Raw genomic sequence first — 20,263 nt, 5'->3', positions numbered from 1 at the left:
TTCAGCCGCCGAAATTGCCGATCTCGTCCAGGATCGACTTTCTCGCGCCCAGATTCTTATGGTCGATGGTGGCGCGCGCACGGGGCCTGTGCCGTTCGTCGTTGGCGGCTCGATCAAGGCATTTGTGCAGTTTGCGGTGGTAAAAAGCCCCTTCGGCGGCGTGCGAAGGCAACACCGCCGAGGTACGTGAAACATCGGCGAAATAGCCCTGAACTGCCATGTCGGCGACTTCGGGGGCCGTTCGTCCCCGATTAACCTTCAGGCCATACGAACAGTTGTCTGCGGTTGGTTCTGACCCACCCGAATTGCCAGGAACCTGGCAAGCCGTTGCGTGACGCAACTCGGGTGGGTCGGTTCATTACTTGGCTAGAGGGGCAGGAGATTCATGGATTTCGGGGCGCTCCCGCCAGAGGTCAACTCCGCGCGAATGTACGCCGGTCCGGGTTCGGCACCGTTGCTGGCGGCCGCGGCGAACTGGTCGGCGATGGCGACCGAGTTGCACTACACCGCCACGTCGTATGCCTCGGTTATCGCCGACCTGGCCGACTCGGCGTGGCAGGGCCCCTCGGCGGCGTCAATGTCGGCAGCGGCGGTCCCGTACGCGGCGTGGCTGAAGGCCACCGCCGCCGGCGCTGAAGAGACGGCGCTGAAGGCCACGGCAGCAGCCGGCGCCTATGAGGCCGCTTACGCCGCCACCGTGCCGCCACCGGTGATCGCCGCCAACCGCGCCCTGCTGGCCTCGCTGGTGGCCACCAACTTCCTCGGACAGAACGCTCCCGCGATCGCGGCGACCGAAGCGCAGTACGGCGAAATGTGGGCGCAGGATGCGGCCGCGATGTACGGCTACGCCGGCTCGTCGGCGGCGGCCAGCCAGCTCAGCCCCTTCAGCAATCCGCCGGAGACCACCAACTCCACCGGGGCCGTCAGCCAGCCCGCGGCAGCCACCAATGCCCTGCAGAACGCGGCCGCCTCCAACGCCGTGACGCTGCCTCCGGGCGTCACGCAGGTTATCGACGATTTTCAGGCCGTCGTGAAGACCTTGGCCAACGTAATGAGCACCGTGAACGGGCCGTATGGCATTGGGGTGGCCAGCTCGGCACGGAGCGTTTACCAGATGTCCATCAGCATTCCATCGGTGGCCACCGCACTTGCGAACCTGAGCAACACACTCAACCCGAAGCCGATCGTCGGTGCCTTGGCGCCTCTGCTGTCCAGCCCGCTCCTCAGCGGCGCGCACGCCGCCCCGGCCGCGGTGTCGGCGACCGTAGGCCGAGCCGGCCTGATCGGGTCGCTGTCGGTGCCGTCGAACTGGGCCAGCGCAGTTCCGGCGGTCAAGACCGCCACCGTGGCCCTGCAGGCCAGCGTGCTCGAAGCCGCCCCGGCGCTGGCGGTGAACGGCGAGGGCATGCTGGCCGGCCAGATGGCGTTGTCGAGTCTGGCCGGGCGCGCGATCGGCACCCCGATACGTCAGGCGGCCGGCGCCACCGCCACCCGCGCGATCAGCGCCATCACTCACGTCACCAACAACCAGACGGCTCCGGATATCGCCACCACCGCCACCGTCATCGTCATCCCGCCGATCGCGAAATAACGAAAGTAGGTCGCGTTCATGGTATTTCAGAGCTTCGCAGCGCAACCTCCGGAGATCATCTCCGGCCAGTTGTATTCGGGTCCGGGTGCGGACCCGTTGTTCGCCGCCGCGGCGGCCTGGTCGGGGCTGGGCGCCGAGTTGCACGCCGCCGCGTTGTCCTACCAGTCGGCGCTGGCAAGCCTCAGCGGAGGCTGGCAGGGGCCGGCGGCGGCGGCGATGGCGGATGCCGCAGCGCCGTACGTGACGTGGCTGTCGACCACGGCGGCTCAGGCTGAACAGACCGCCGCCCAGGCGACGGCGGCAGCAGCCGCCTACGAATCGGCCTTCGCCGGCATCGTGCCGCCGCCGGCGATCGCCGCCAACCGCAGCCAGCTGGCATCGCTGGTTGCCAGCAATATCCTGGGGCAGAACAGCACCGCGATCGCCGCTGTCGAAGCGGAGTACGGCCGGATGTGGGCACAGGATATCGCCGCGATGCTCGGCTACGCCGCCGCTTCGTCGGCGGCAACCAATCTGACCTCGTTCACCGCCGCACCGCAGACCACAAAAGGCGACGCGGGGAGTGCCGAGGCCGCGGCCGCCACACCTCAACCCGACCTGATACAGCAGATCACCCAGCAGATCAATGCGCTGACTGCCGCGTACACCTCTGGGTGGCAGAATTTGATCGATTCGGTCACGGGCATTCCCCAGGTGAGCTCGGTGCTGGAAAGCGACCTCTCACTGCTGTCGGGAGTCAGTGGCCAGACCGGGTGGGTCAACGCCGTGAACGCCAGTACCAACCTGGGGATCACCCAGTTCCGGGCTGGGTACAAGGCGGTACTCCCGGCCATCCCGAAGTCGGCGCTCGGCGGCCTGCACAGCTCCGGATTGAGTGCGGGTGCCGGTCTGAGCAGGGCCGCCGGGGCGGCTGCGGGCAGCGCCATGCGCGTGGGTGTGTTGTCGGTGCCGCCGAACTGGGCCAGCGCCACCTCGGCCATCCAGCTTGCCTCCACCTCGCTGCCGGCGACGGCGCTCGGCGCTGCCCCCGCAACGGGAACCGTCCCGGGCATGCTCGCCCCGGCAGCCCTGGGCAGCGCGGCCGGTGGTGCCTTGGGCGCGCCGGCCACCCGGACGGTGGCCCCGGTGGCCCGCGTGGTGTCGACCAATATCAAGGATCGCGAGGCACCGGTCCCACTGGATCAGGTCATCGCGCAATTGCAGCAGACGCCGGATGTGGTGCAGCATTGGAACGTCGATCAGGCCGGCCTCGACGAACTTGTGGCGAAGCTGTCGCTGAAACCAGGCATCCACGCGGTGCATGTCCTCGACGACGAGGACAGTGCGCTTGCCGGATCGCAGTCCGCGCTCGGCTGACGAGGTCACGATGTCCCACGATCTCAGCCGCTCCAGGAGGACCCCTATGAAGCTCTTGTTCGTCCCGCTTGCCGCCGCGGCAGCGCTTGCTCTCGCTGTACCCGGGCATGCCGATCCCAGCGTGGTGGAGGTGAGCGCGGTCGACAGCGCGGAGTTCATCTCATCGCTTCGGCAGGTCGGGATCGTCTTCGACGACCCCGCTCAAGCTGTGGCCGCAGCTGAAGCGCTTTGCGGTTTGGCGGCCAACGGTGAAACGAGCCTGGAACTGCTGAACGACATCACTGAAGCCAATCCCGACCTGACCGTGGCCGACGCGGCGCGGTTCGCGGCGATCTCGGCGAAAACCTATTGTCCGCACCAGCTCAATAAGGGTGGCGGCGGGTCGAAGTAACCGATCCGTCAGGGTTTGACGGCCAGCCAGCGCTGTTGACCACCCGCGGTGACCACCTGTACGTCGCGGAAACCGCTGTTGTGCAAGCGGTCTGGCAACGTATCGGGCGAGACCGGATTATAGGTGTCGCGAAAATGCGTCAGCTGAAACAGCGTTGAGTGCACGCCATCGCTGCCGGCGAAGATCGCACCGGGGCGCAGCACGCGAAATGCCTCGGCGAACAGTCGGTCCTGCAACGCCGGCGTCGGAACGTGGTGCAGCATGGTGAAACACACCACTGAACTGAACGCGTCCGACGGCAGCCCGGTAGCGGTGCCGTCACCGTTGATGATGTGGGCGCGCGACCCGTACTTCTCCTGCAGGCGCCTGGTCATCGGTGGGTCGATCTCGACGGCAGTCAGACGCGGCGTCATGTTGACCAGACACCGCATGTTGGCGCCGTAGCCCGGCCCGATCTCCAGGGTGTTCTCGCCGAGATCGACGTCTGCCAGCGCCCACGGCAGGAGCTCGCGCTCGACGCTGCGTGCCCAGTATCGCGAGCTGCAACACAACCGGTGAACCAGATTCATCGCCATCGTCTCGACACTAGTCGGATGCGGCCGGGAGTCGGTCTGCCCCATAGGCTGAACCCCGTGGACGCCCGATGGGTCCTGCACCTGGATATGGACGCGTTTTTCGCGTCCGTCGAGCAATTGACCCGCCCGACGTTGCGGGGAAGGCCGGTACTGGTCGGCGGGCTCGGGGGTCGCGGCGTGGTGGCCGGGGCCAGTTACGAGGCGCGGGTTTTCGGCGCCCGCTCGGCGATGCCGATGCACCAGGCACGCCGGCTGGTCGGGGCCCCGGCCGTGGTGCTGCCGCCGCGGGGCGCCGTGTACGGCATGGCCAGCCGACGGGTCTTCGAAACCGTGCGCGCGGTGATTCCGGTCCTCGAGCAGCTCTCCTTCGACGAGGCATTCGGGGAACCGGCTGAGCTGGCCGGCGCAACCGCTGCGGATGTGCTGCGGTTCTGCGAACGGCTGCGCGCACGGGTGCTCGACGAGACCGGCTTGGTGGCGTCGGTCGGGGCGGGCTCGGGCAAGCAGATCGCCAAGATCGCCTCCGATCTGGCAAAGCCGAACGGGGTGCGGGTCGTCAGCCGCTCCGAGGAACGGTTGCTGCTGGACGGGCTGCCGGTGCGCCGGCTGTGGGGGATCGGTCCGGTCGCCGAGGACAAGCTGCACCGGCTGGGCATCGACACGATCGGTCAGCTCGCCGCACTGACCGACAGTGAGGTCGCCGACATTCTGGGCGCCACCATCGGTCCCGCACTGCACCGGCTGGCCCGGGGGATCGACGACCGGCGGGTCGCCGAACGTGCTGAAGCCAAACAGATCAGCGCCGAATCGACCTTCGCGGTCGACTTGACCACCTTGGACCAGCTGCGCGCTGAGATCGGTCCGATCGGTGAGCACGCCTACCGCAGGCTGCTGCGCGATGGGCGCGGCGCTCGGACTGTGACGGTGAAACTCAAGAAGGCCGACATGAGTGTGCTGACCCGCTCGGCCACGCTGCCCTATGCGACCACCGACGCCGCCGCACTCACGTCGGCGGCCGGCCGGCTGCTGCTCGATCCGCAGGAGATCGGACCGATCCGGCTGCTCGGTGTGGGGTTCTCCGGGCTGACCGATGTTCGCCAGGAATCGCTGTTCCCGGATTTGGACTTCGGCGACTCGGTACCGGCTTCTCCGGAAATGCCAGCGCCGGAACCGATTTCCTGGCCAAGTTCGGGACCGGTCACCTCGCCGTGGCGGGTCGGCGACGACGTCTCCCACGATGAGTTCGGGCACGGTTGGGTGCAGGGTGCCGGCCACGGCGTGATGACGGTGCGATTCGAGACCCGCAGTTCGGGTCCGGGTCTGGTCCGGACCTTCCCGGTCGACACTCCCAGGGTCGTTCGCGCCGACCCCGTCGACAGCCTCGACTGGCCGGACTACCTGGCCGGTTCGAAAGCGCAAGACTGACAACGGTTATCTACCCTCCTGCACGGAATGCGAATCGCAGTCCGGACCAACACCCAGGTTGCGGTCAAGGCCTTCAAGATCGACTACGGCGCCATCGACCGGTATCGCCATGGCCTACAGGCGCATTGCTGCTGCACAAGCATGCCGGCGGGCCGTCAACGCACCGCACCCGGTCGCCCTCGTCGCTGCCGGCGCGCTGTTTGACCAACCCGAACCACAGGTATTGACAATCGCTCTGATGACCACATACTGACCGGCATGACCGCTGCCCGAAGAAATCGCTGCATCCTTTACGGTCTGCTCGCGCTGGTGGCGCTCATCGCCACCTGGGCGCACAACATCGCGTACTTCTCGGCCGGCGGAGGCCCGCTCGACTTCGTCGCCAGCTGTTTCGCCAATCACGCGGTCAGCTCCATGAGCATCGACCTGACACTGGTCTCGGTCGCAGCGCTGATCTTCATGGTCGTCGAGGCACGCAGGATCGGCATCAAGTACCTGTGGGTGTACGTAGTGCTGGGCTTCGTCGTCGATATCAGCGTGGCCGTTCCGCTCTTTCTCATCGCCCGAGAGTGGCGTCTGGCGCAGCTCCCGAACCTCGACTCCGTGCCCGCGCGCACAACCACGGGCTGAACACGCAGGTACTTCGAGGGCAGATTACGCCGGATCACCACAGCACACCGTAGACGCTGGACAGGGTAAAGCCATGCTGGCCATATCCTTTGCAGGTCACCGTGCCCTGGTAGCCGACTGCGCAGCTGGAGCCCCAGTTTTGGAGTCGGTGCCCCTCCGGCAACACGTCCACGTCCCGGGTGAAGGAGGCGATGTCGGTGTGGCGGTAGACCGCGGGCACCCCGCCGGCTTCGAGCACGGTCTGGTTGGCGCCGGCGGGCGCGTCCATCGGCACGGCATCGCAGCCGATCGGCCCACCATTGGGGCCGATCCCGCATGAGCGGCCGTCCGGTGTTTTGAAGAACACCCAGTAGAAGTCGGTCGGGGACGAGTACCGGCCGGTGGCTACCGGGTAGTCGTCGCCGGCGTCCGCGCCGGGAGGCGGCTCGGCGTGAGCCGCAGCAGCCGTCCCGACGGTGAAAACGGCGGCGCCGACGAGGGCGAGAATCCTGGCCATCGGTCAGCCCCACCGCTCGATGACGTCGTCGACCGGCTGTCCAGCCGCAAGCGCCGCCATCAGCAGGATCCGTGCCTGCGGCGGCCGCAGCCGCGGCACCAGCACCGCGCCCACCTCCACCAGGGCTCGGCCGGGACCGTAATCCGCGCCGATGCGCCCATCCGGAACCCGGCTGGACACCGCGACCACGAGTCCGTCCGCACAGTGCCGTCGCACGCCCTCGATCACTGCCGTCGTGGCGTTGCCCGACCCGAGCGCGGACAACACCACCCCGCGCGCACCGGCGGCGGCGTAGGCGTCCAGGGCGACAGCGTCTGCACCCGCATACAGCGCCACGACATCCACCCGCGGCACAGTGGCCGGTGCACCGAGGTAGGGCCGAGTCTTGTCGCGCGACAGCGTGACCCGGCCCTCGGTGACGCTGCCCAGCACCGTACCGGTGAATCCGGTCAGACCGGTGACGGTCGCCTTCTGCAGCCCCAACGGAGCCAGAACCCGGCCGGCGAAGCACAACAGCACGCCTAGTCCTCGGGCTGCTGGATCCGCAGCCAGTGCCAGGGCGTCTCGCAGGTTGCCCGGCCCGTCGGCGTCGGGGGCGTCCGCACCGCGCTGGGCCCCGGTCAGCACGACGGGCACGTCCCCGCGGTAGCCCAGTTCCAGCCAGAGCGCACCCTCTTCGCAAGTGTCGGTGCCGTGGGTGACCACCACGCCGTCGGCGCCGCCGTCCACCGCGGCATGCACCGCGGCGAGGAGCGCAGCCCAGTCCCCCGGGCCCAGCTCCGAGCTGTCCCGCGCCATCAGGTCCACCACGGTGACGTTCGCGGCACCGGTGTCTGCGAGCAGGTCCGAGCCGCTGCGGGCGGGCCGCAGCGCCCCGTCGCCCTGGGTGCTGCAGGAGATGGTGCCGCCGGTGGTGATGACGGTCAGGCGCTTGGACAGCATGCCGCGATCATGCCGCACCTGGGTTAAGGGATGATGGGAGCGTGACTGACGAGACAACCGACTCGACCGAGACGGAGGTGGACCCGGTCGCGGCACCTGAGACGGAGCCCGCCGCCCCGCCCCGCCGGCTGGGGCTACTGCTCTCAGTGGCCACGGTGGTGCTGCTGGCCGACGTCGTCACCAAGGTGCTCGCGGTGAAGATGTTGACCCCCGGCCAGCCGGTGCCGATCATCGGCGACACCGTGACCTGGACCCTGGTCCGCAACTCCGGCGCCGCGTTCTCGATGGCCACCAGCTACACCTGGGTGTTGACGCTGATCGCCAGCTCGGTGGTGCTCGGCATCATCTGGATGTCGCGCCGCCTGGTGTCGCCGTGGTGGGCGATCGGGCTGGGAATGATCCTCGGCGGCGCGCTGGGCAACCTGGTGGACCGGTTCTTCCGGGCGCCCGGGCATCTGCAGGGCCACGTGGTCGACTTCCTGTCGATCGGCTGGTGGCCGGTCTTCAATGTCGCCGACCCGGCCGTGGTGGGCGGTGCGATCCTGCTGGTGGCGCTGTCGGTGTTCGGCTTCGACTTCGACGCGGTGGGTCGCCGGCATGCCGGCGACGGCGACGGCGAGCAAGCCTGATGCGGCTGTGACCGAACGATCCATGCCGGTCCCCGAGGGGCTGGCCGGCATGCGCGTGGACGCCGGGCTGGCCCGCCTGTTGGGCCTGTCGCGCAATGTGGTGGCGACCCTGGCCGAAAACGGCGACGTGGAACTGGACGGTGTCGCCGCCGGCAAGTCCGACCGGCTCGCCGCCGGCGCGTGGCTGCAGGTGCGGCTACCCGAAGCACCGCCGCCGCTGGAGAACACCCCGGCCGAGGTCGAGGGCATGACGATCTTGTACTCCGATGCCGACATCGTCGCCGTCGACAAACCCCCCGGGGTCGCCGCGCACGCGTCCGTGGGCTGGACCGGGCCCACCGTGCTGGGCGGGCTTGCCGCAGCCGGCTACCGCATCACCACCTCCGGGGTTCCGGAGCGGCAGGGCATCGTGCACCGACTCGATGTCGGAACCTCGGGAGTCATGGTGGTGGCGATCTCCGAACGCGCCTACACCGCGCTCAAACGCGCGTTCAAGGCGCGCACCGTCGAGAAGCGCTACCACGCCCTGGTGCAGGGCCATCCGGACCCGTCCAGTGGCACCATCGACGCACCGATCGGGCGGCATCACGGACCGGACTGGAAGTTCGCCGTGACCGCCGACGGACGGCACAGCATCACCCACTACGACACGGTGGAGGCGTTCGTCGCCGCGAGCCTGCTCGACGTGCACCTGGAAACCGGCCGCACTCATCAGATCCGGGTGCACTTCTCGGCCCTGCGGCATCCCTGCTGCGGCGACCTCACCTACGGCGCCGACCCGACGTTGGCGCGCAAGCTCGGGCTGGACCGCCAGTGGCTGCACGCCCGTTCACTGGCCTTCGCCCACCCCGGCGACGGGCGGCGCATCGAGATCACCAGCGAATACCCCGCCGACCTGCAACACGCCTTGGACGTCCTGAACCGCTGAGCGCTGCCGTTGACGCGGCGGTCAACGGCCAGAGTTCGAGTGGCTAACCGACTAGTGCAGTTAACCAATCGGGTATATCGCCCATACTTACTGCGGCATTCCAGAGTGCGTTCAGGAAGTTGATGCCGGTATCGGAGATCGTGTAGTAGTCGGTCAGTCCGTCGGAGTTTGACAGGACCGCATCGCTGATCTGGCCGGGAGTCAACCCGAGGTATTCCAGATGTGTACTGAACATCCCGGTCAGGGTGGTCGAGAACGTCGACGGACCCGAGATCAGGTCCCTCGGCCAGTCGGCCCACGGGTCGCCGCTGATGCTGTACACATCGGTCGGGTAGAGGTTGGTGGGGGTCGTGGCACCGAGCAGATCCCTGAGGCCCGACCACGCCAGCAACTGTTCGATGGGCTCACGAAGCGACTCGGGCAGCGAGGGCAGCAAATTGCTGAGGAAGCCGCCGTGGGCCGAGGCGGTGTCCCCGAGCAGAACGAAATGCAGGAGGTCGGAGTTGACGCCGCGCTCGTGCAATAGCGACATTGCTTGTCCTGCAGCCACCGCGCTCTCGGAATAACCGACGATCACCAGCGGATTCGTCGCGCTGAAGTCGCCCGACGCCAGTTCCTTCTCGACTGCCTCGACCAGGGCGTTGCTTTCGGCGCTGACCCGATCGTCCCAGCCATCGAACATGGCCGACCAGGGGTATGGCGCAGCCACGGTGTCGCCGGTGAACCCACCCGGTTCCAGGTATATCCGGTCGATAGCCGACATATAGGTGACGTTGGGGTCTGGCCACCCCCCGGGCCCCATGATCAGCGCTGTGGTGCTGTCGCCCAGGCTTGGACCGGCGGTCAGCAGGACGTCGCGCGTGGGTGCGGATGCCTGCACCGGTGATGCACCGGCGACAGCGCCGACGGTCAACATGACGGCACCGGCGATACCAAGCGTCTTCGCGACTTTGACGTGCATGGTGGGAGCTCCCCTCTGAACGGGTGCCCCAGCGTGCACCCCCTCCACCCGATCCGGATGGTAGCAACTCCCCAGCAAACCCAACAGGGCTCCTGGTGCCCGCCCAGACATGGGGCGGCAACCCACGGTTACCTGCGGGGAACCAGCCCCCATACCGGCTGTGTTGACTTCGGCCGCTTCTGGCTCGGGTGCAGAATCACCGCGGTGAATCCGGTTTGCGGGCCTCGACGAGCACCCGGGTCGCGTGTGCGACGAAGCACCCCTCGGCCTCGATCCGCTCGTGCATCTCGCGCAGCCGATCACGGTGATCCTCGACCACGAAGTCGGGCACGGTCCAGATCACCTTGCGCAGGAAATAGATGACCGCGCCCACGTCGAAGAACTCGGCCCGCAGTCGCTCGAGCCGCAGATCGAGCACCTCCATGCCGGCGGCTGCCGCCTCGGCTCGCACCGCTTCCGGCTGATACTGGGCACCTTTGCCCGGCATTGGCCCGAGGAAGAACTCGCTCAACTCGAGCATCGTCGCCGGCCCGATCTGCTGGGCGAAGTAGTGACCGCCGGGCCGCAGCACGCGCGCGATCTCGTCCCACCAGGTCGCCAACGGATGCCGGCTGCTGACCAGATCGAATGCTTCGTCGCCGAACGGCAGCGGCGGCCGGTCCGGCACCGTCACCACCACCACGCCACGCGAATGCAGCAGTTGGGTGGCGCGTGCGGCGTTCGGCGGCCACGACTCGGTGGCGGCCATGGTGGGCGGGAAGGTCCCGAACCGCTCGATCCCGGCTAGCACCTCGCCGCCACCGGTGTTCAGGTCGACTGCGGCCGAGACACCCGACAGCCGCCCGGCCAGCTGACGTTGATAGCCCCAGGACGGGCGCTGTTCTGTGGCGCGGCCGTCAAGCCAGGAGAATTCCCAGCCGTCAACGGGTGCGGCGGCGGCTTCGGCCACCAAGTCGTCGAAGCTGCGCGACATCGAGTTCGGTAGCTCTATTCGTCGTCCGGCTTGGCCGACTTCGGCGGCCGGATCTTGAAGGAGATGCGCAGCTTGGTGCGGTAGATGATCCCGCCCTTGTCATCAAGGGTGAGATCCTGCTCGACGACCTGAGCAACCCGGATGTCGTCGATGGTCTGCTTGGCCCGGTGCACCGCTTCGGCTGCGGCGTTCTCCCAGGACGACGGGCTGGTCCCGATGATGTCGATCACCCGGTACACGCTCATGTGTGACTCTCCTCCGCTTCAGCCGAACCTCAACGTAGTGCACGGCAACGCCCGCTGTCCCGGGAAACGGCAGCGGGAAAGACACGGTTGACGACACGCCCGAGAAGCGTCGGTGGTCGGCCATAGACTGGCGGTCCTATGGACAGTTCATCGTCGCGGTCCTTCGTGCACCTGCATAACCACACCGAGTACTCGATGCTCGACGGCGCGGCGAAGATCGCCCCGATGCTGGCCGAGGCGCAGCGGTTGGAGATGCCCGCGATCGGGATGACCGACCACGGAAACATGTTCGGCGCCAGCGAGTTCTACAACGCGGCGACCAAGGTCGGTATCAAGCCGATCATCGGAGTAGAGGCCTACATTGCCCCCGCGTCTCGATTCGACACCCGCCGGGTCCAGTGGGGTGATCCCAGCCAGAAGAGCGACGACGTTTCCGGCAGCGGCTCCTACACCCACATGACGATGGTGGCCGAGAACGCCACCGGGTTGCGCAACTTGTTCAAGCTGTCCTCGCTGGCTTCCTTCGAGGGCCAGCTCGGCAAATGGTCGCGGATGGACGCCGAGATCATCGCCGAGCACGCCGAGGGCATCATCGCCACCACCGGCTGCCCGTCCGGGGAGGTGCAGACCCGGCTGCGGCTGGGCCACGAGCGAGAGGCGCTGGAGTCGGCCGCCAAATGGCGGGAGATCTTCGGCGCGGAGAACTATTTCCTGGAGGTGATGGACCACGGGCTGTCCATTGAGCGCCGGGTACGTGACGGGCTGCTGGAGGTCGGGCGCAAGCTCGGCATCCCGACGCTGGCCACCAACGACTGCCACTACGTGACCCGCGATGCCTCGGGCAACCACGAGGCGCTGCTGTGTATTCAGACCGGCAAGACGCTGTCGGACCCCACCCGGTTCAAGTTCGACGGGGACGGCTACTACCTGAAGTCGGCCGCCGAGATGCGCGCGCTCTGGGACGCCCAGCTGCCCGACGCCTGCGACTCCACCCTGCTGATCGCCGAGCGGGTGCAGTCCTACGCCGACGTCTGGGCGCCGCGCGACCGGATGCCGGTGTTTCCCGTCCCCGACGGCCATGACCAAGGGTCCTGGCTGCGCCACGAGGTGCAGGCTGGTCTGGAACGACGCTTTCCGGCTGGTGTGCCGAGCGAGTACACCGACCGCGCCTCCTACGAGATCGACGTCATCTGCGGCAAGGGATTTCCGTCCTACTTCTTGATCGTCGCGGATCTGATCAACTACGCCCGCTCGATCAACATCTGGGTGGGCCCGGGCCGAGGTTCGGCCGCTGGGTCACTGGTGGCTTACGCGCTGGGCATCACCAACATCGACCCGATCCCGCACGGTCTGCTGTTCGAGCGCTTCCTCAACCCGGAACGGCCGTCGGCCCCCGATATCGACATCGACTTCGACGACCGCCGCCGCGGCGAGATGGTGCGTTACGCCGCCGAGCGGTGGGGTAGTGACCGGGTCGCCCAGGTGATCACCTTCGGCACCATTAAAACCAAGGCGGCGCTGAAAGATTCAGCCCGTGTGCACTACGGCCAGCCTGGCTATGCGATCGCCGACCGGATCACCAAGGCGCTGCCGCCGCCGATCATGGCCAAGGACATTCCGCTGTCGGGAATCACCGACCCGAACCACGAGCGGTACAAGGAGGCCGCGGAGGTTCGCGCGCTCATCGACACCGATCCCGACGTGCGCACCATCTACGAGACGGCACGCGGCCTGGAGGGGCTGGTGCGTAACGCCGGCGTGCATGCCTGCGCGGTGATCATGAGCTCCGAGCCGCTGATCGACGCGATCCCGTTGTGGAAGCGCCCGCAGGACGGCGCAGTCATCACCGGCTGGGACTACCCGTCGTGTGAAGAAATCGGCCTGCTGAAGATGGACTTCCTGGGCCTGCGCAACCTGACGATCATCGGCGACTGTCTGGAGAACATCAAGGCCAACCGGGGTATCGACCTGGACCTGGACACCGTGGCGTTCGATGATCCCGCCACGTACGAACTGCTGGGCCGCGGTGACACCCTGGGGGTGTTCCAGCTCGACGGCGGCCCGATGCGCGACTTGCTGCGCCGCATGCAGCCCACCGAGTTCAACGACATCGTCGCGGTGCTGGCGCTATACCGGCCCGGCCCGATGGGCATGAACGCCCACAACGACTATGCCGACCGTAAGAACGCCCGTCAGGTCATCAAGCCCATCCACCCCGAGCTCGAGGAGCCGCTGCGCAGCATCCTGTCGGAGACCTATGGCCTGATCGTCTATCAAGAGCAGATCATGTTCATCGCGCAGAAGGTCGCCTCCTACACGATGGGCAAGGCCGATGCGCTGCGTAAAGCCATGGGTAAGAAGAAGCTCGAAGTGCTGGAAGCCGAGTACAAGGGCTTCTATGAGGGGATGACGGCCAACGGGTTCTCCGAGAAGGCCGTGAAAGCGTTGTGGGACACCATCCTTCCGTTCGCCGGGTACGCCTTCAATAAGTCGCATGCGGCCGCATACGGATTGGTGTCGTACTGGACGGCCTACTTGAAGGCGAACTATCCGGCCGAATACATGGCGGGACTGTTGACATCGGTCGGTGACGACAAGGACAAGGCCGCGGTGTACCTGGCTGACTGCCGCCGGCTGGGGATCACCGTCTTGCCGCCGGACGTCAACGAGTCCGAGCTGAACTTCGCGTCGGTGGGTGAAGACATCCGCTACGGGCTGGGTGCTGTACGTAACGTCGGCGCCAATGTTGTCGGCTCCCTGATCACCACCCGGACACACAAAGGCCGGTTCACCGACTTCTCCGACTACCTCAACAAGATCGATATCGCGGCCTGCAACAAGAAGGTCACCGAATCCTTGATCAAGGCCGGTGCCTTCGACTCGCTGGGCCATCCGCGTAAGGGGCTGTTTTTGGTGCACACCGACGCCGTCGACTCGGTGTTGGGAACCAAGAAGGCCGAGGCGGTGGGGCAGTTCGACCTGTTCGGCGGGGGAGACGGCGAAAGCGCCGGGGCTGAGACCGTTTTCGGCATCAAGGTGCCCGACGAGGAGTGGGCCGACAAGCACAAGCTGGCCCTGGAACGAGAGATGCTCGGCCTTTATGTGTCCGGACATCCGCTCAACGGCATTGCGCATCTGCTGGCCGCCCAGGTCGACACCCAGATCCCGGCGATCCTGGAAGGTGACGTCGCCGCCGACACCCAGGTGCGGGTCGGCGGCATCCTGGCATCGGTGAACCGCCGGGTCAACAAGAACGGACTGCCCTGGGCCTCGGCGCAATTGGAGGATCTCACCGGCGGCATCGAGGTGATGTTCTTTCCGCAGACGTACTCGGCGTATGGTGCCGACGTCGCCGACGACGCCGTGGTGCTGGTCAGCGCCAAGGTCAACATCCGCGACGACCGGATCTCGTTGATCGCCAACGAGCTGGTGGTGCCCGATTTTTCCGCCAATGCCCCGGATCGGCCGCTGGCGGTGAGCCTTCCGACCCGCCAATGCACCATGGACAAGGTCAGCGCGCTCAAGCAGGTGTTGACCCGCCATCCCGGCACCGCACAGGTGCAGCTGCGGCTGATCAGCGGGGAGCGCATCACCGTGCTGGAGTTGGATCCCTCGCTGCGCGTGACGCCGTCCTCGGCGCTGATGGGGGACCTGAAGGCATTGCTCGGTCCCGGCTGCTTGGGCGGGTAAGGGAGCTACCGGGTGGCCAGACCAACCCGGACGATCACACTGTCCGGCCACAGGTTACGAGTTCGGGTGCGCCGCAACTTCTCCCGCAGTGGCAGACTCCGATGCACGTTGGTCACACCCGGTACCGGGAGCATCGGCATGACGTTCCACTGCCAGCCGTAGCGCCGATGCAGGGTGCGGTTGGCGGCTTCGGCCTCGTCGCCGCTGAGAACGCTGGCCCGGCCGAGCAGCACCGTCGCGTTGCCTCGGCGCCGGCCGCGATAGTCGCAGGCGGTCAGCTGGACGTCCGGGCGCAGCGTCATGCGCCTGGTCTTGGGGCCGATCTTGGTCCGAAACAACACGGTGTCGTCGTCGATCGCGAACCACACCGGGGTGTCCACGGGCGTGCCATCGCGGCGAAAGGTGCGCAACAGCGCGTAGCGGGCGTCTCGCAGCTCGTCGAATGATTGGGAATGCATACCACCAGGGAACAACTTAGAGTTGACTTCAAGTCAAGTCTCGGGAGGCGCGGGTGTCCGGTCGATTGACCATTGGCGAGGTGGCTCACCGCAGCGGCGTCGCCGCCACCACCTTGCGCTATTACGAGCGGATCGGCCTGCTGACGGCGCCGGACCGGGTGGGCGGCCAGCGCCGCTATGACGATGCGGTGCTGGCCCGACTCGAGGTGATCGGCCTGTGCAAAGCGGCGGGGTTCGCGCTCGAGGAGATTGCGCTGCTGTTCGCCGACGACGCACCCGGGCGTCCGGCGAGTCATGCGCTGGCCCAGGCGAAACTTGCCGAGATCGACGCCCAGTTGGAGTCGCTGTCGCGGGCTCGCGCGGTCATCGAGTGGGGAATGCAGTGCACGTGTCCGTCCATCGATGCCTGCACCTGTGGAATCCATCCACCGAAAGCCTAAGCCTTCGTCGCCAACCCGAAACCTGCTCGCCGACTTGGATCTTCTGTGGGCGGCCTACATCACGATCTGCGACGGCCCGTCGCCTCAGAACTTGTAGCGCAGCACCCGGGCCTTGCCGGCCACCGACTTGAATCGGCCGGCAAGCCGGGTGATCGTGCGAGCCGGGCCGGGAAACGAATCCACCTCGGCGGCGTGCGCCAGGCAGGCCTGTTCGACCAGGCGCAGCCGCGGTTCCCACCGCTGGGGCGTGTGAGGGTCGGTGAAGCCGGGGTTGGCCCAGACGTGGCGCAGCACGGTGAACATCCCCCGGGGCGCCAGCTTCATGCCCAACCAGCTGAACGGCCCGACCCGGCCGTAGTCGTTGAACGCCAATTCGCCAGTCCCGAAATGGTCGATGGTATGCCCGATCAGCGCAATGACCTGTGGCTCGGTGAGAAAGGCGAACAGTCCGTCGGCGATCACCATGGTGGGTCGACCGACCGGGATGCCGTCTGTCCAGTCCGTGCCGGTGAGATCGGCGGCGATAACGTGCTCCCCATCCTGAGCCGGCACCACCTTCTCGCGCAACGCGATCACGTGCGGCAGATCGATGCTGTACCAATCGACGCCGGCCGGCGGCTGTACCCGGGCCAACGGCTCGTTGAGCCCGGCGCCGAGGTCGATCACCACCGCATCGGGATGCGCCGCCGTGTACGCGCGGACACGCTCGTCGAGCATCTTGGCGCGTAGGGCGGTTTGGCGCACCACGCTCGCCGGGATCCGGAATGCCGGGAAGTCGTAATCGATCAGGCCGACGACGCGGTCGGAGAACTCGTCACCGAGGATCGGGACGGGAGCACGACAGTCCAATGCGCGGGCGTACGCCGTGAGGAAGGCGGTCTGTTCGACCAGGCTGAACCCGGTGACGGCAATCGACATGGGCTCACCGTAAGCGATGTCGGCGGCAGCGGCCCGTAACGGCAATCCCGCGCCTCGGCCGGGGTGGCGCCACTAACGTCGACGCCATGGAAACCGCCACGGAAACTCTGCCGGCCTCGACCATCGTGGTGGCGGCCAACGGTGCGCTCGGCTCGATCACGCTGAGTCGTCCGGACAAGCTCAACCCGCTGGGCACCGTGACGCTCGACGAGTTGGTGGCGGCGGCCCGCTGGTTCGACGCCCGCCCCGCAGTCAAGGTCGTGGTGGTGGCCGGCGCCGGCCGGGCGTTTTCGGCCGGCGCCGACCTGGCCGCGTTCGTGGCCGCCGCCGACGGGGCGGGAGCCCTGCGGGAGGCCGCCGACGCGGGACGACGAATGGCGGACGCGATCGAGGCCATGCGGGCGGTGACGGTGGCACGGCTGCACGGTCACTGTGTGGGCGGCGGCGTCGTGTTGGCCGCAGCGTGCGATCTGCGGGTGGCCGCCGAGGACACCCGATTCTCGATTCCAGAGGTCGACCTGGGTATTCCGCTGGCCTGGGGCGGTATTCCGCGTCTGGTCCGCGAGATCGGTCCGGCGCTCACCAAGGAACTGGTGTTGACCTGCCGCCCGTTCGGCGCCGCCGAGGCCAAGGCGATCGGTTTCCTCAACCGGGTGGTGCCCGAGGCCGACCTCGATGCGGCGGTCGACGAACTGGTGGGCCAGCTGGTCAACAAGTCCGCCCTCACCTTGGGCGGCACCAAACGGCAAGTCAATGCCGTGACCGACGGCATGGTAGGGACCACACGCAGCTGGAACGACGCCGATGCACTGGTCACCGCGGTGCACGATCCCGAATCGCAGGCATCGGCCATGGCATATCTGGAACGAGTCAGTCGCCGCTGAGGCGGCCGCGAACAGGAGGAACGGATGACGCAGACACCGCCGGCGGCCACCTTATGCGAGGCCTTTCAGCGCACCGCCGCAATCGATCCGGACGCGGTCGCGTTGCGCACCGTCGGCGATACGCAGACGCTGACCTGGCGTGACTACGCCCAGCAGGTGCGCCAAGTCGCGGCCGGCCTGGCCGGGCTCGGGGTACGCCGTGGCGACACCGTGTCGCTGATGATGGCGAATCGGATCGAGTTCTACCCGCTGGAGGTCGGCGCCCAGCATGTGGGCGCCACATCCTTCTCGGTGTACAACACCCTGCCCGCCGAGCAGCTTGGCTACCTGTTCGCCAATGCCGGCACCAAAGTCGTGATGTGCGAGCAGGCGTATGTCGAGACCATCCGGGCCAGCGGAGCGGCGATCGAACACATCGTCTGCGTAGACGGGCATCCGGACGGCACCCTGTCAGTCGAGGAGCTGCTGGCCGCCGCCGCCGACGACTTTGATTTCGAATCCGCTTGGCGGGCAGTGCAACCCGACGATATCGCGACGCTGATCTATACCTCAGGAACTACCGGCCTGCCCAAGGGGGTGGAGATGACGCACACCAATCTGCTGTTCGAGGCGGCTGCCCTCGACGCGGTGCTCGGGGTGCGCTTCGGGGACCGGATCACCTCGTATCTGCCCTCGGCGCACATCGCCGACCGCGCGATGGGCCTCTACAACTCCGAGATCGCCGGAGTGCAGGTGACCGTGGTGCCCGATGCACGCCAGATCGGTGCGGCCCTGCCGGATGTGCGGCCGACGATCTGGGGCGCGGTGCCGCGGGTCTGGGAGAAGCTCAAGGCAGCAATCGAATTCGCTGTCACGGGGGAGCCGGACGACAATCGTCGCGCCGCGTTGCAGTGGGCGATGGCAGTAGGTGCGAAACGGTCTGCGGCGCAACTGGCCGGTGAACCGGTCTCCGACGAGCTGGCCGGCCAGTGGGCGCAGGCCGACGAGCTGGTGCTGTCGGCGCTTCGGGCCAAGCTGGGCCTGGATGAGCTGCGGTGGGCGGTGTCGGGCGCGGCGCCGATTCCCAGGGAGACCATCGCGTTCTTCGCGGGTCTCGGGATTCCGATCTGCGAGGTCTGGGGTATGTCGGAACTCAGCTGCGTGGCGACGACCGTGCATCCACGGGATGCCCGGCTCGGTACGGTCGGAAAGTTGTTGCCGGGATTGGAAAGCCGCATCGCTGACGACGGTGAGTTCTTGGTGCGGGGACCCCTGGTGATGCGGGGCTACCGCAGGGAGCCGGCCAAGACCGCCGAGGCGATCGACGCCGACGGATGGCTGCACACCGGCGATATCCTCGAACAGGATGCCGAGGGCTATCTGCGGGTGGTCGACCGCAAGAAGGAACTGATCATCAACGCGGCCGGCAAGAACATGTCGCCGGCGAACATCGAGAACGCGATCCTGGCGGCCTGCCCGATGATCGGGGCGATGGTCACCATTGGCGATTCCCGGCCCTACAACACCGCGCTGATGGTGTTCGACGCCGACTCGGTGGCGCCCTATGCCGCTGCCCATGGCCTGTCGGCAGCGACGCCGTCAGCGCTGGCCGATGACCCGGGGGTGATCGCACAGATCGCCGCGGGCGTCGCCGAGGGCAATGCCAAGCTGTCCCGGGTCGAACAGATCAAGCGTTTCCGGGTCCTGCCGGCGTTATGGGAACCCGGCGGCGATGAGGTGACGCTGACGATGAAACTCAAACGACGGCCGATCGCGGAGAAATACGCCGAGGAGATCGAAAGTCTCTACACCCGCGACCCTGGGCCCCAAGTGCATCAGCCCCGCGCCGCCGAAGCCACGCCGACCGCCGCAGTCTGACAGGAGAACGCCACGTCGTTATTGCTCTAGAACGGTGCGGCGACCGAACCGGAATAGCTGCGCTCAGCGCCGCGAAGGATGCTGCGAGCCCAAGACGAGCCACACCGCGGTACAGGCACCCGCAGCGGTCAGAACCGCGGCCGCGGCGTTGGATGTCACGGCACCGACGATCAACAGGGCGACCAAGCCGATGCCCAGCGCAACCAATTTGTAGGCCGGCCAGGGCACGCCGGCGATGGGCACTTGCTGCCCGAAGAGCTCGGCGGTAGTCATAGATTTAACGGTACGCGATAACCAATTGTTAGGCCAGCCGAAATCTGTTGGTCGGATCATCGTGTCGGGTCGCCGGACTACGCTGGCGGAATGCCTCTGAGCGGAGAATACGCACCCAGCCCGTGGGATTGGTCTCGAGAGAACGCAGAGAAGTACATGGCCTCCGGTGGCACCGAGGGCACCGAGATGCAGGGCATGCCGGTGGTGCTGCTCACCACCGTCGGAGCCAAGACCGGCAAGCTGCGCAAAACGCCGCTCATGCGGGTGGAGCACCAGGGTCAGTACGCGATCGTCGCCTCGCTGGGCGGCGCCCCGAAGAACCCGGTCTGGTACTACAACGTCGTCAAGAACTCGCGGGTCGAACTGCAGGACGGCACCGTCACCGGCGACTACGACGCCCGCGAGGTATTCGGCGACGAGAAGGCGACGTGGTGGGAACGTGCGGTGGCGGCCTACCCGCCGTACGCGGAGTACCAGGAGAAGACCGATCGCCAGATCCCGGTGTTCGTGCTGACCCCGGTGGGCTGAACCCCCTGCTGGGTGACACCATATTGCGGTGTCCGCCGAACTGCGCCAGAACCGAAGTGGCTCCAATTCAGGC

Annotated in this window: 22 protein-coding genes; 12 read left to right on the top strand and 10 right to left on the bottom strand. The window is 67.1% G+C overall.

What is annotated here, in order from left to right:
• Position 1 precedes the first annotated feature (1 nt).
• Positions 2 to 220 carry a hypothetical protein gene (locus NM962_19650; protein ID UVO12088.1) on the bottom strand — a complete coding sequence of 73 codons (219 nt, stop codon included), beginning with the start codon at positions 218 to 220 and terminating at the stop codon, positions 2 to 4.
• Positions 221 to 385: 165 nt separating this feature from the next.
• On the opposite strand from NM962_19650, the gene NM962_19645 reads away from it, so the two are divergent.
• From NM962_19645 to NM962_19635, 3 genes are read left to right on the top strand one after another with little or no spacing between them, the layout of a single operon-like run.
• On the top strand, positions 386 to 1,591 hold the full coding sequence (locus NM962_19645) for a PPE family protein (protein UVO12087.1): 1,206 nt from the start codon (positions 386 to 388) through the stop codon (positions 1,589 to 1,591).
• Positions 1,592 to 1,609: 18 nt separating this feature from the next.
• Positions 1,610 to 2,947, top strand: coding sequence for a PPE family protein (locus tag NM962_19640; GenBank protein ID UVO12086.1), 1,338 nt, complete (start codon positions 1,610 to 1,612; stop codon positions 2,945 to 2,947).
• 46 nt (positions 2,948 to 2,993) lie between these two features.
• The gene (locus NM962_19635) at positions 2,994 to 3,338 is read left to right on the top strand and encodes a DUF732 domain-containing protein (GenBank protein ID UVO12085.1); all 345 of its coding nucleotides are present in this window, start codon (positions 2,994 to 2,996) and stop codon (positions 3,336 to 3,338) included.
• 8 nt (positions 3,339 to 3,346) lie between these two features.
• Here NM962_19635 and NM962_19630 read toward each other — a convergent pair whose 3' ends face one another.
• A complete protein-coding gene (locus tag NM962_19630; protein ID UVO12084.1) occupies positions 3,347 to 3,913 on the bottom strand; it encodes a class I SAM-dependent methyltransferase in 567 nt (188 codons plus the stop codon).
• An 18-nt stretch (positions 3,914 to 3,931) separates the two neighbouring features.
• On the opposite strand from NM962_19630, the gene NM962_19625 reads away from it, so the two are divergent.
• Both NM962_19625 and NM962_19620 read left to right on the top strand, forming a co-directional pair.
• Positions 3,932 to 5,338, top strand: a complete 1,407-nt coding sequence (locus NM962_19625; protein ID UVO12083.1) for a DNA polymerase IV — start codon at positions 3,932 to 3,934, stop codon at positions 5,336 to 5,338.
• 258 nt (positions 5,339 to 5,596) lie between these two features.
• A complete protein-coding gene (locus NM962_19620) occupies positions 5,597 to 5,968 on the top strand; it encodes a DUF2834 domain-containing protein (protein UVO12082.1) in 372 nt (123 codons plus the stop codon).
• Between the two features lie 34 nt (positions 5,969 to 6,002).
• Here the strand turns inward: NM962_19620 and NM962_19615 are convergent, their stop codons facing one another.
• Positions 6,003 to 6,464 carry a hypothetical protein gene (locus tag NM962_19615; protein UVO12081.1) on the bottom strand — a complete coding sequence of 154 codons (462 nt, stop codon included), beginning with the start codon at positions 6,462 to 6,464 and terminating at the stop codon, positions 6,003 to 6,005.
• 3 nt (positions 6,465 to 6,467) lie between these two features.
• Positions 6,468 to 7,406 (bottom strand): asparaginase domain-containing protein, encoded by a 939-nt coding sequence (locus NM962_19610; protein UVO12080.1) that lies wholly within the window; start codon positions 7,404 to 7,406, stop codon positions 6,468 to 6,470.
• A gap of 77 nt (positions 7,407 to 7,483) precedes the next feature.
• Between NM962_19610 and lspA the strand changes: the two genes are divergently transcribed.
• Both lspA and NM962_19600 read left to right on the top strand, forming a co-directional pair.
• Positions 7,484 to 8,035 (top strand): signal peptidase II, encoded by a 552-nt coding sequence (gene lspA / locus NM962_19605; protein UVO14842.1) that lies wholly within the window; start codon positions 7,484 to 7,486, stop codon positions 8,033 to 8,035.
• A 7-nt stretch (positions 8,036 to 8,042) separates the two neighbouring features.
• Positions 8,043 to 8,963, top strand: coding sequence for an RluA family pseudouridine synthase (locus tag NM962_19600; protein UVO12079.1), 921 nt, complete (start codon positions 8,043 to 8,045; stop codon positions 8,961 to 8,963).
• 43 nt (positions 8,964 to 9,006) lie between these two features.
• Here the strand turns inward: NM962_19600 and NM962_19595 are convergent, their stop codons facing one another.
• The 3 genes from NM962_19595 to NM962_19585 all read right to left on the bottom strand — a co-directional run bounded on the left by NM962_19595 (position 9,007) and on the right by NM962_19585 (position 11,142).
• Positions 9,007 to 9,924, bottom strand: coding sequence for a PE-PPE domain-containing protein (locus NM962_19595; GenBank protein ID UVO12078.1), 918 nt, complete (start codon positions 9,922 to 9,924; stop codon positions 9,007 to 9,009).
• Positions 9,925 to 10,120: 196 nt separating this feature from the next.
• Positions 10,121 to 10,897, bottom strand: a complete 777-nt coding sequence (locus tag NM962_19590; protein UVO12077.1) for a class I SAM-dependent methyltransferase — start codon at positions 10,895 to 10,897, stop codon at positions 10,121 to 10,123.
• Between the two features lie 14 nt (positions 10,898 to 10,911).
• Positions 10,912 to 11,142, bottom strand: coding sequence for a dodecin family protein (locus tag NM962_19585; GenBank protein UVO12076.1), 231 nt, complete (start codon positions 11,140 to 11,142; stop codon positions 10,912 to 10,914).
• 138 nt (positions 11,143 to 11,280) lie between these two features.
• Here NM962_19585 and dnaE point away from each other — a divergent pair, with 138 nt between their 5' ends.
• The gene (gene dnaE / locus NM962_19580) at positions 11,281 to 14,832 is read left to right on the top strand and encodes a DNA polymerase III subunit alpha (protein UVO12075.1); all 3,552 of its coding nucleotides are present in this window, start codon (positions 11,281 to 11,283) and stop codon (positions 14,830 to 14,832) included.
• Positions 14,833 to 14,837: 5 nt separating this feature from the next.
• Here the strand turns inward: dnaE and NM962_19575 are convergent, their stop codons facing one another.
• Positions 14,838 to 15,290, bottom strand: a complete 453-nt coding sequence (locus NM962_19575; protein ID UVO12074.1) for a PPOX class F420-dependent oxidoreductase — start codon at positions 15,288 to 15,290, stop codon at positions 14,838 to 14,840.
• Between the two features lie 53 nt (positions 15,291 to 15,343).
• On the opposite strand from NM962_19575, the gene NM962_19570 reads away from it, so the two are divergent.
• On the top strand, positions 15,344 to 15,730 hold the full coding sequence (locus NM962_19570; GenBank protein UVO12073.1) for a MerR family transcriptional regulator: 387 nt from the start codon (positions 15,344 to 15,346) through the stop codon (positions 15,728 to 15,730).
• 84 nt (positions 15,731 to 15,814) lie between these two features.
• Here the strand turns inward: NM962_19570 and NM962_19565 are convergent, their stop codons facing one another.
• The gene (locus NM962_19565) at positions 15,815 to 16,648 is read right to left on the bottom strand and encodes a class I SAM-dependent methyltransferase (GenBank protein ID UVO12072.1); all 834 of its coding nucleotides are present in this window, start codon (positions 16,646 to 16,648) and stop codon (positions 15,815 to 15,817) included.
• Positions 16,649 to 16,734: 86 nt separating this feature from the next.
• On the opposite strand from NM962_19565, the gene NM962_19560 reads away from it, so the two are divergent.
• Positions 16,735 to 17,532: an enoyl-CoA hydratase/isomerase family protein gene (locus NM962_19560; GenBank protein ID UVO12071.1), complete on the top strand. Its 798-nt coding sequence runs from the start codon at positions 16,735 to 16,737 to the stop codon at positions 17,530 to 17,532.
• 24 nt (positions 17,533 to 17,556) lie between these two features.
• Positions 17,557 to 19,389 carry a fatty acid--CoA ligase FadD11 gene (fadD11, locus tag NM962_19555; GenBank protein ID UVO12070.1) on the top strand — a complete coding sequence of 611 codons (1,833 nt, stop codon included), beginning with the start codon at positions 17,557 to 17,559 and terminating at the stop codon, positions 19,387 to 19,389.
• 63 nt (positions 19,390 to 19,452) lie between these two features.
• Here the strand turns inward: fadD11 and NM962_19550 are convergent, their stop codons facing one another.
• Complete coding sequence (locus tag NM962_19550; protein ID UVO12069.1) at positions 19,453 to 19,662, bottom strand: hypothetical protein; 210 nt, start codon at positions 19,660 to 19,662, stop codon at positions 19,453 to 19,455.
• A 90-nt stretch (positions 19,663 to 19,752) separates the two neighbouring features.
• Here NM962_19550 and NM962_19545 point away from each other — a divergent pair, with 90 nt between their 5' ends.
• A complete protein-coding gene (locus NM962_19545; GenBank protein UVO12068.1) occupies positions 19,753 to 20,190 on the top strand; it encodes a nitroreductase family deazaflavin-dependent oxidoreductase in 438 nt (145 codons plus the stop codon).
• Positions 20,191 to 20,263: the final 73 nt, after the last annotated feature.

The sequence above is a fragment of the Mycobacterium sp. SVM_VP21 genome (genome assembly GCA_024758765.1).
Taxonomy (GTDB): domain Bacteria; phylum Actinomycetota; class Actinomycetes; order Mycobacteriales; family Mycobacteriaceae; genus Mycobacterium; species Mycobacterium heraklionense_C.
This window is presented reverse-complemented; position numbering and strand designations above follow the sequence as displayed.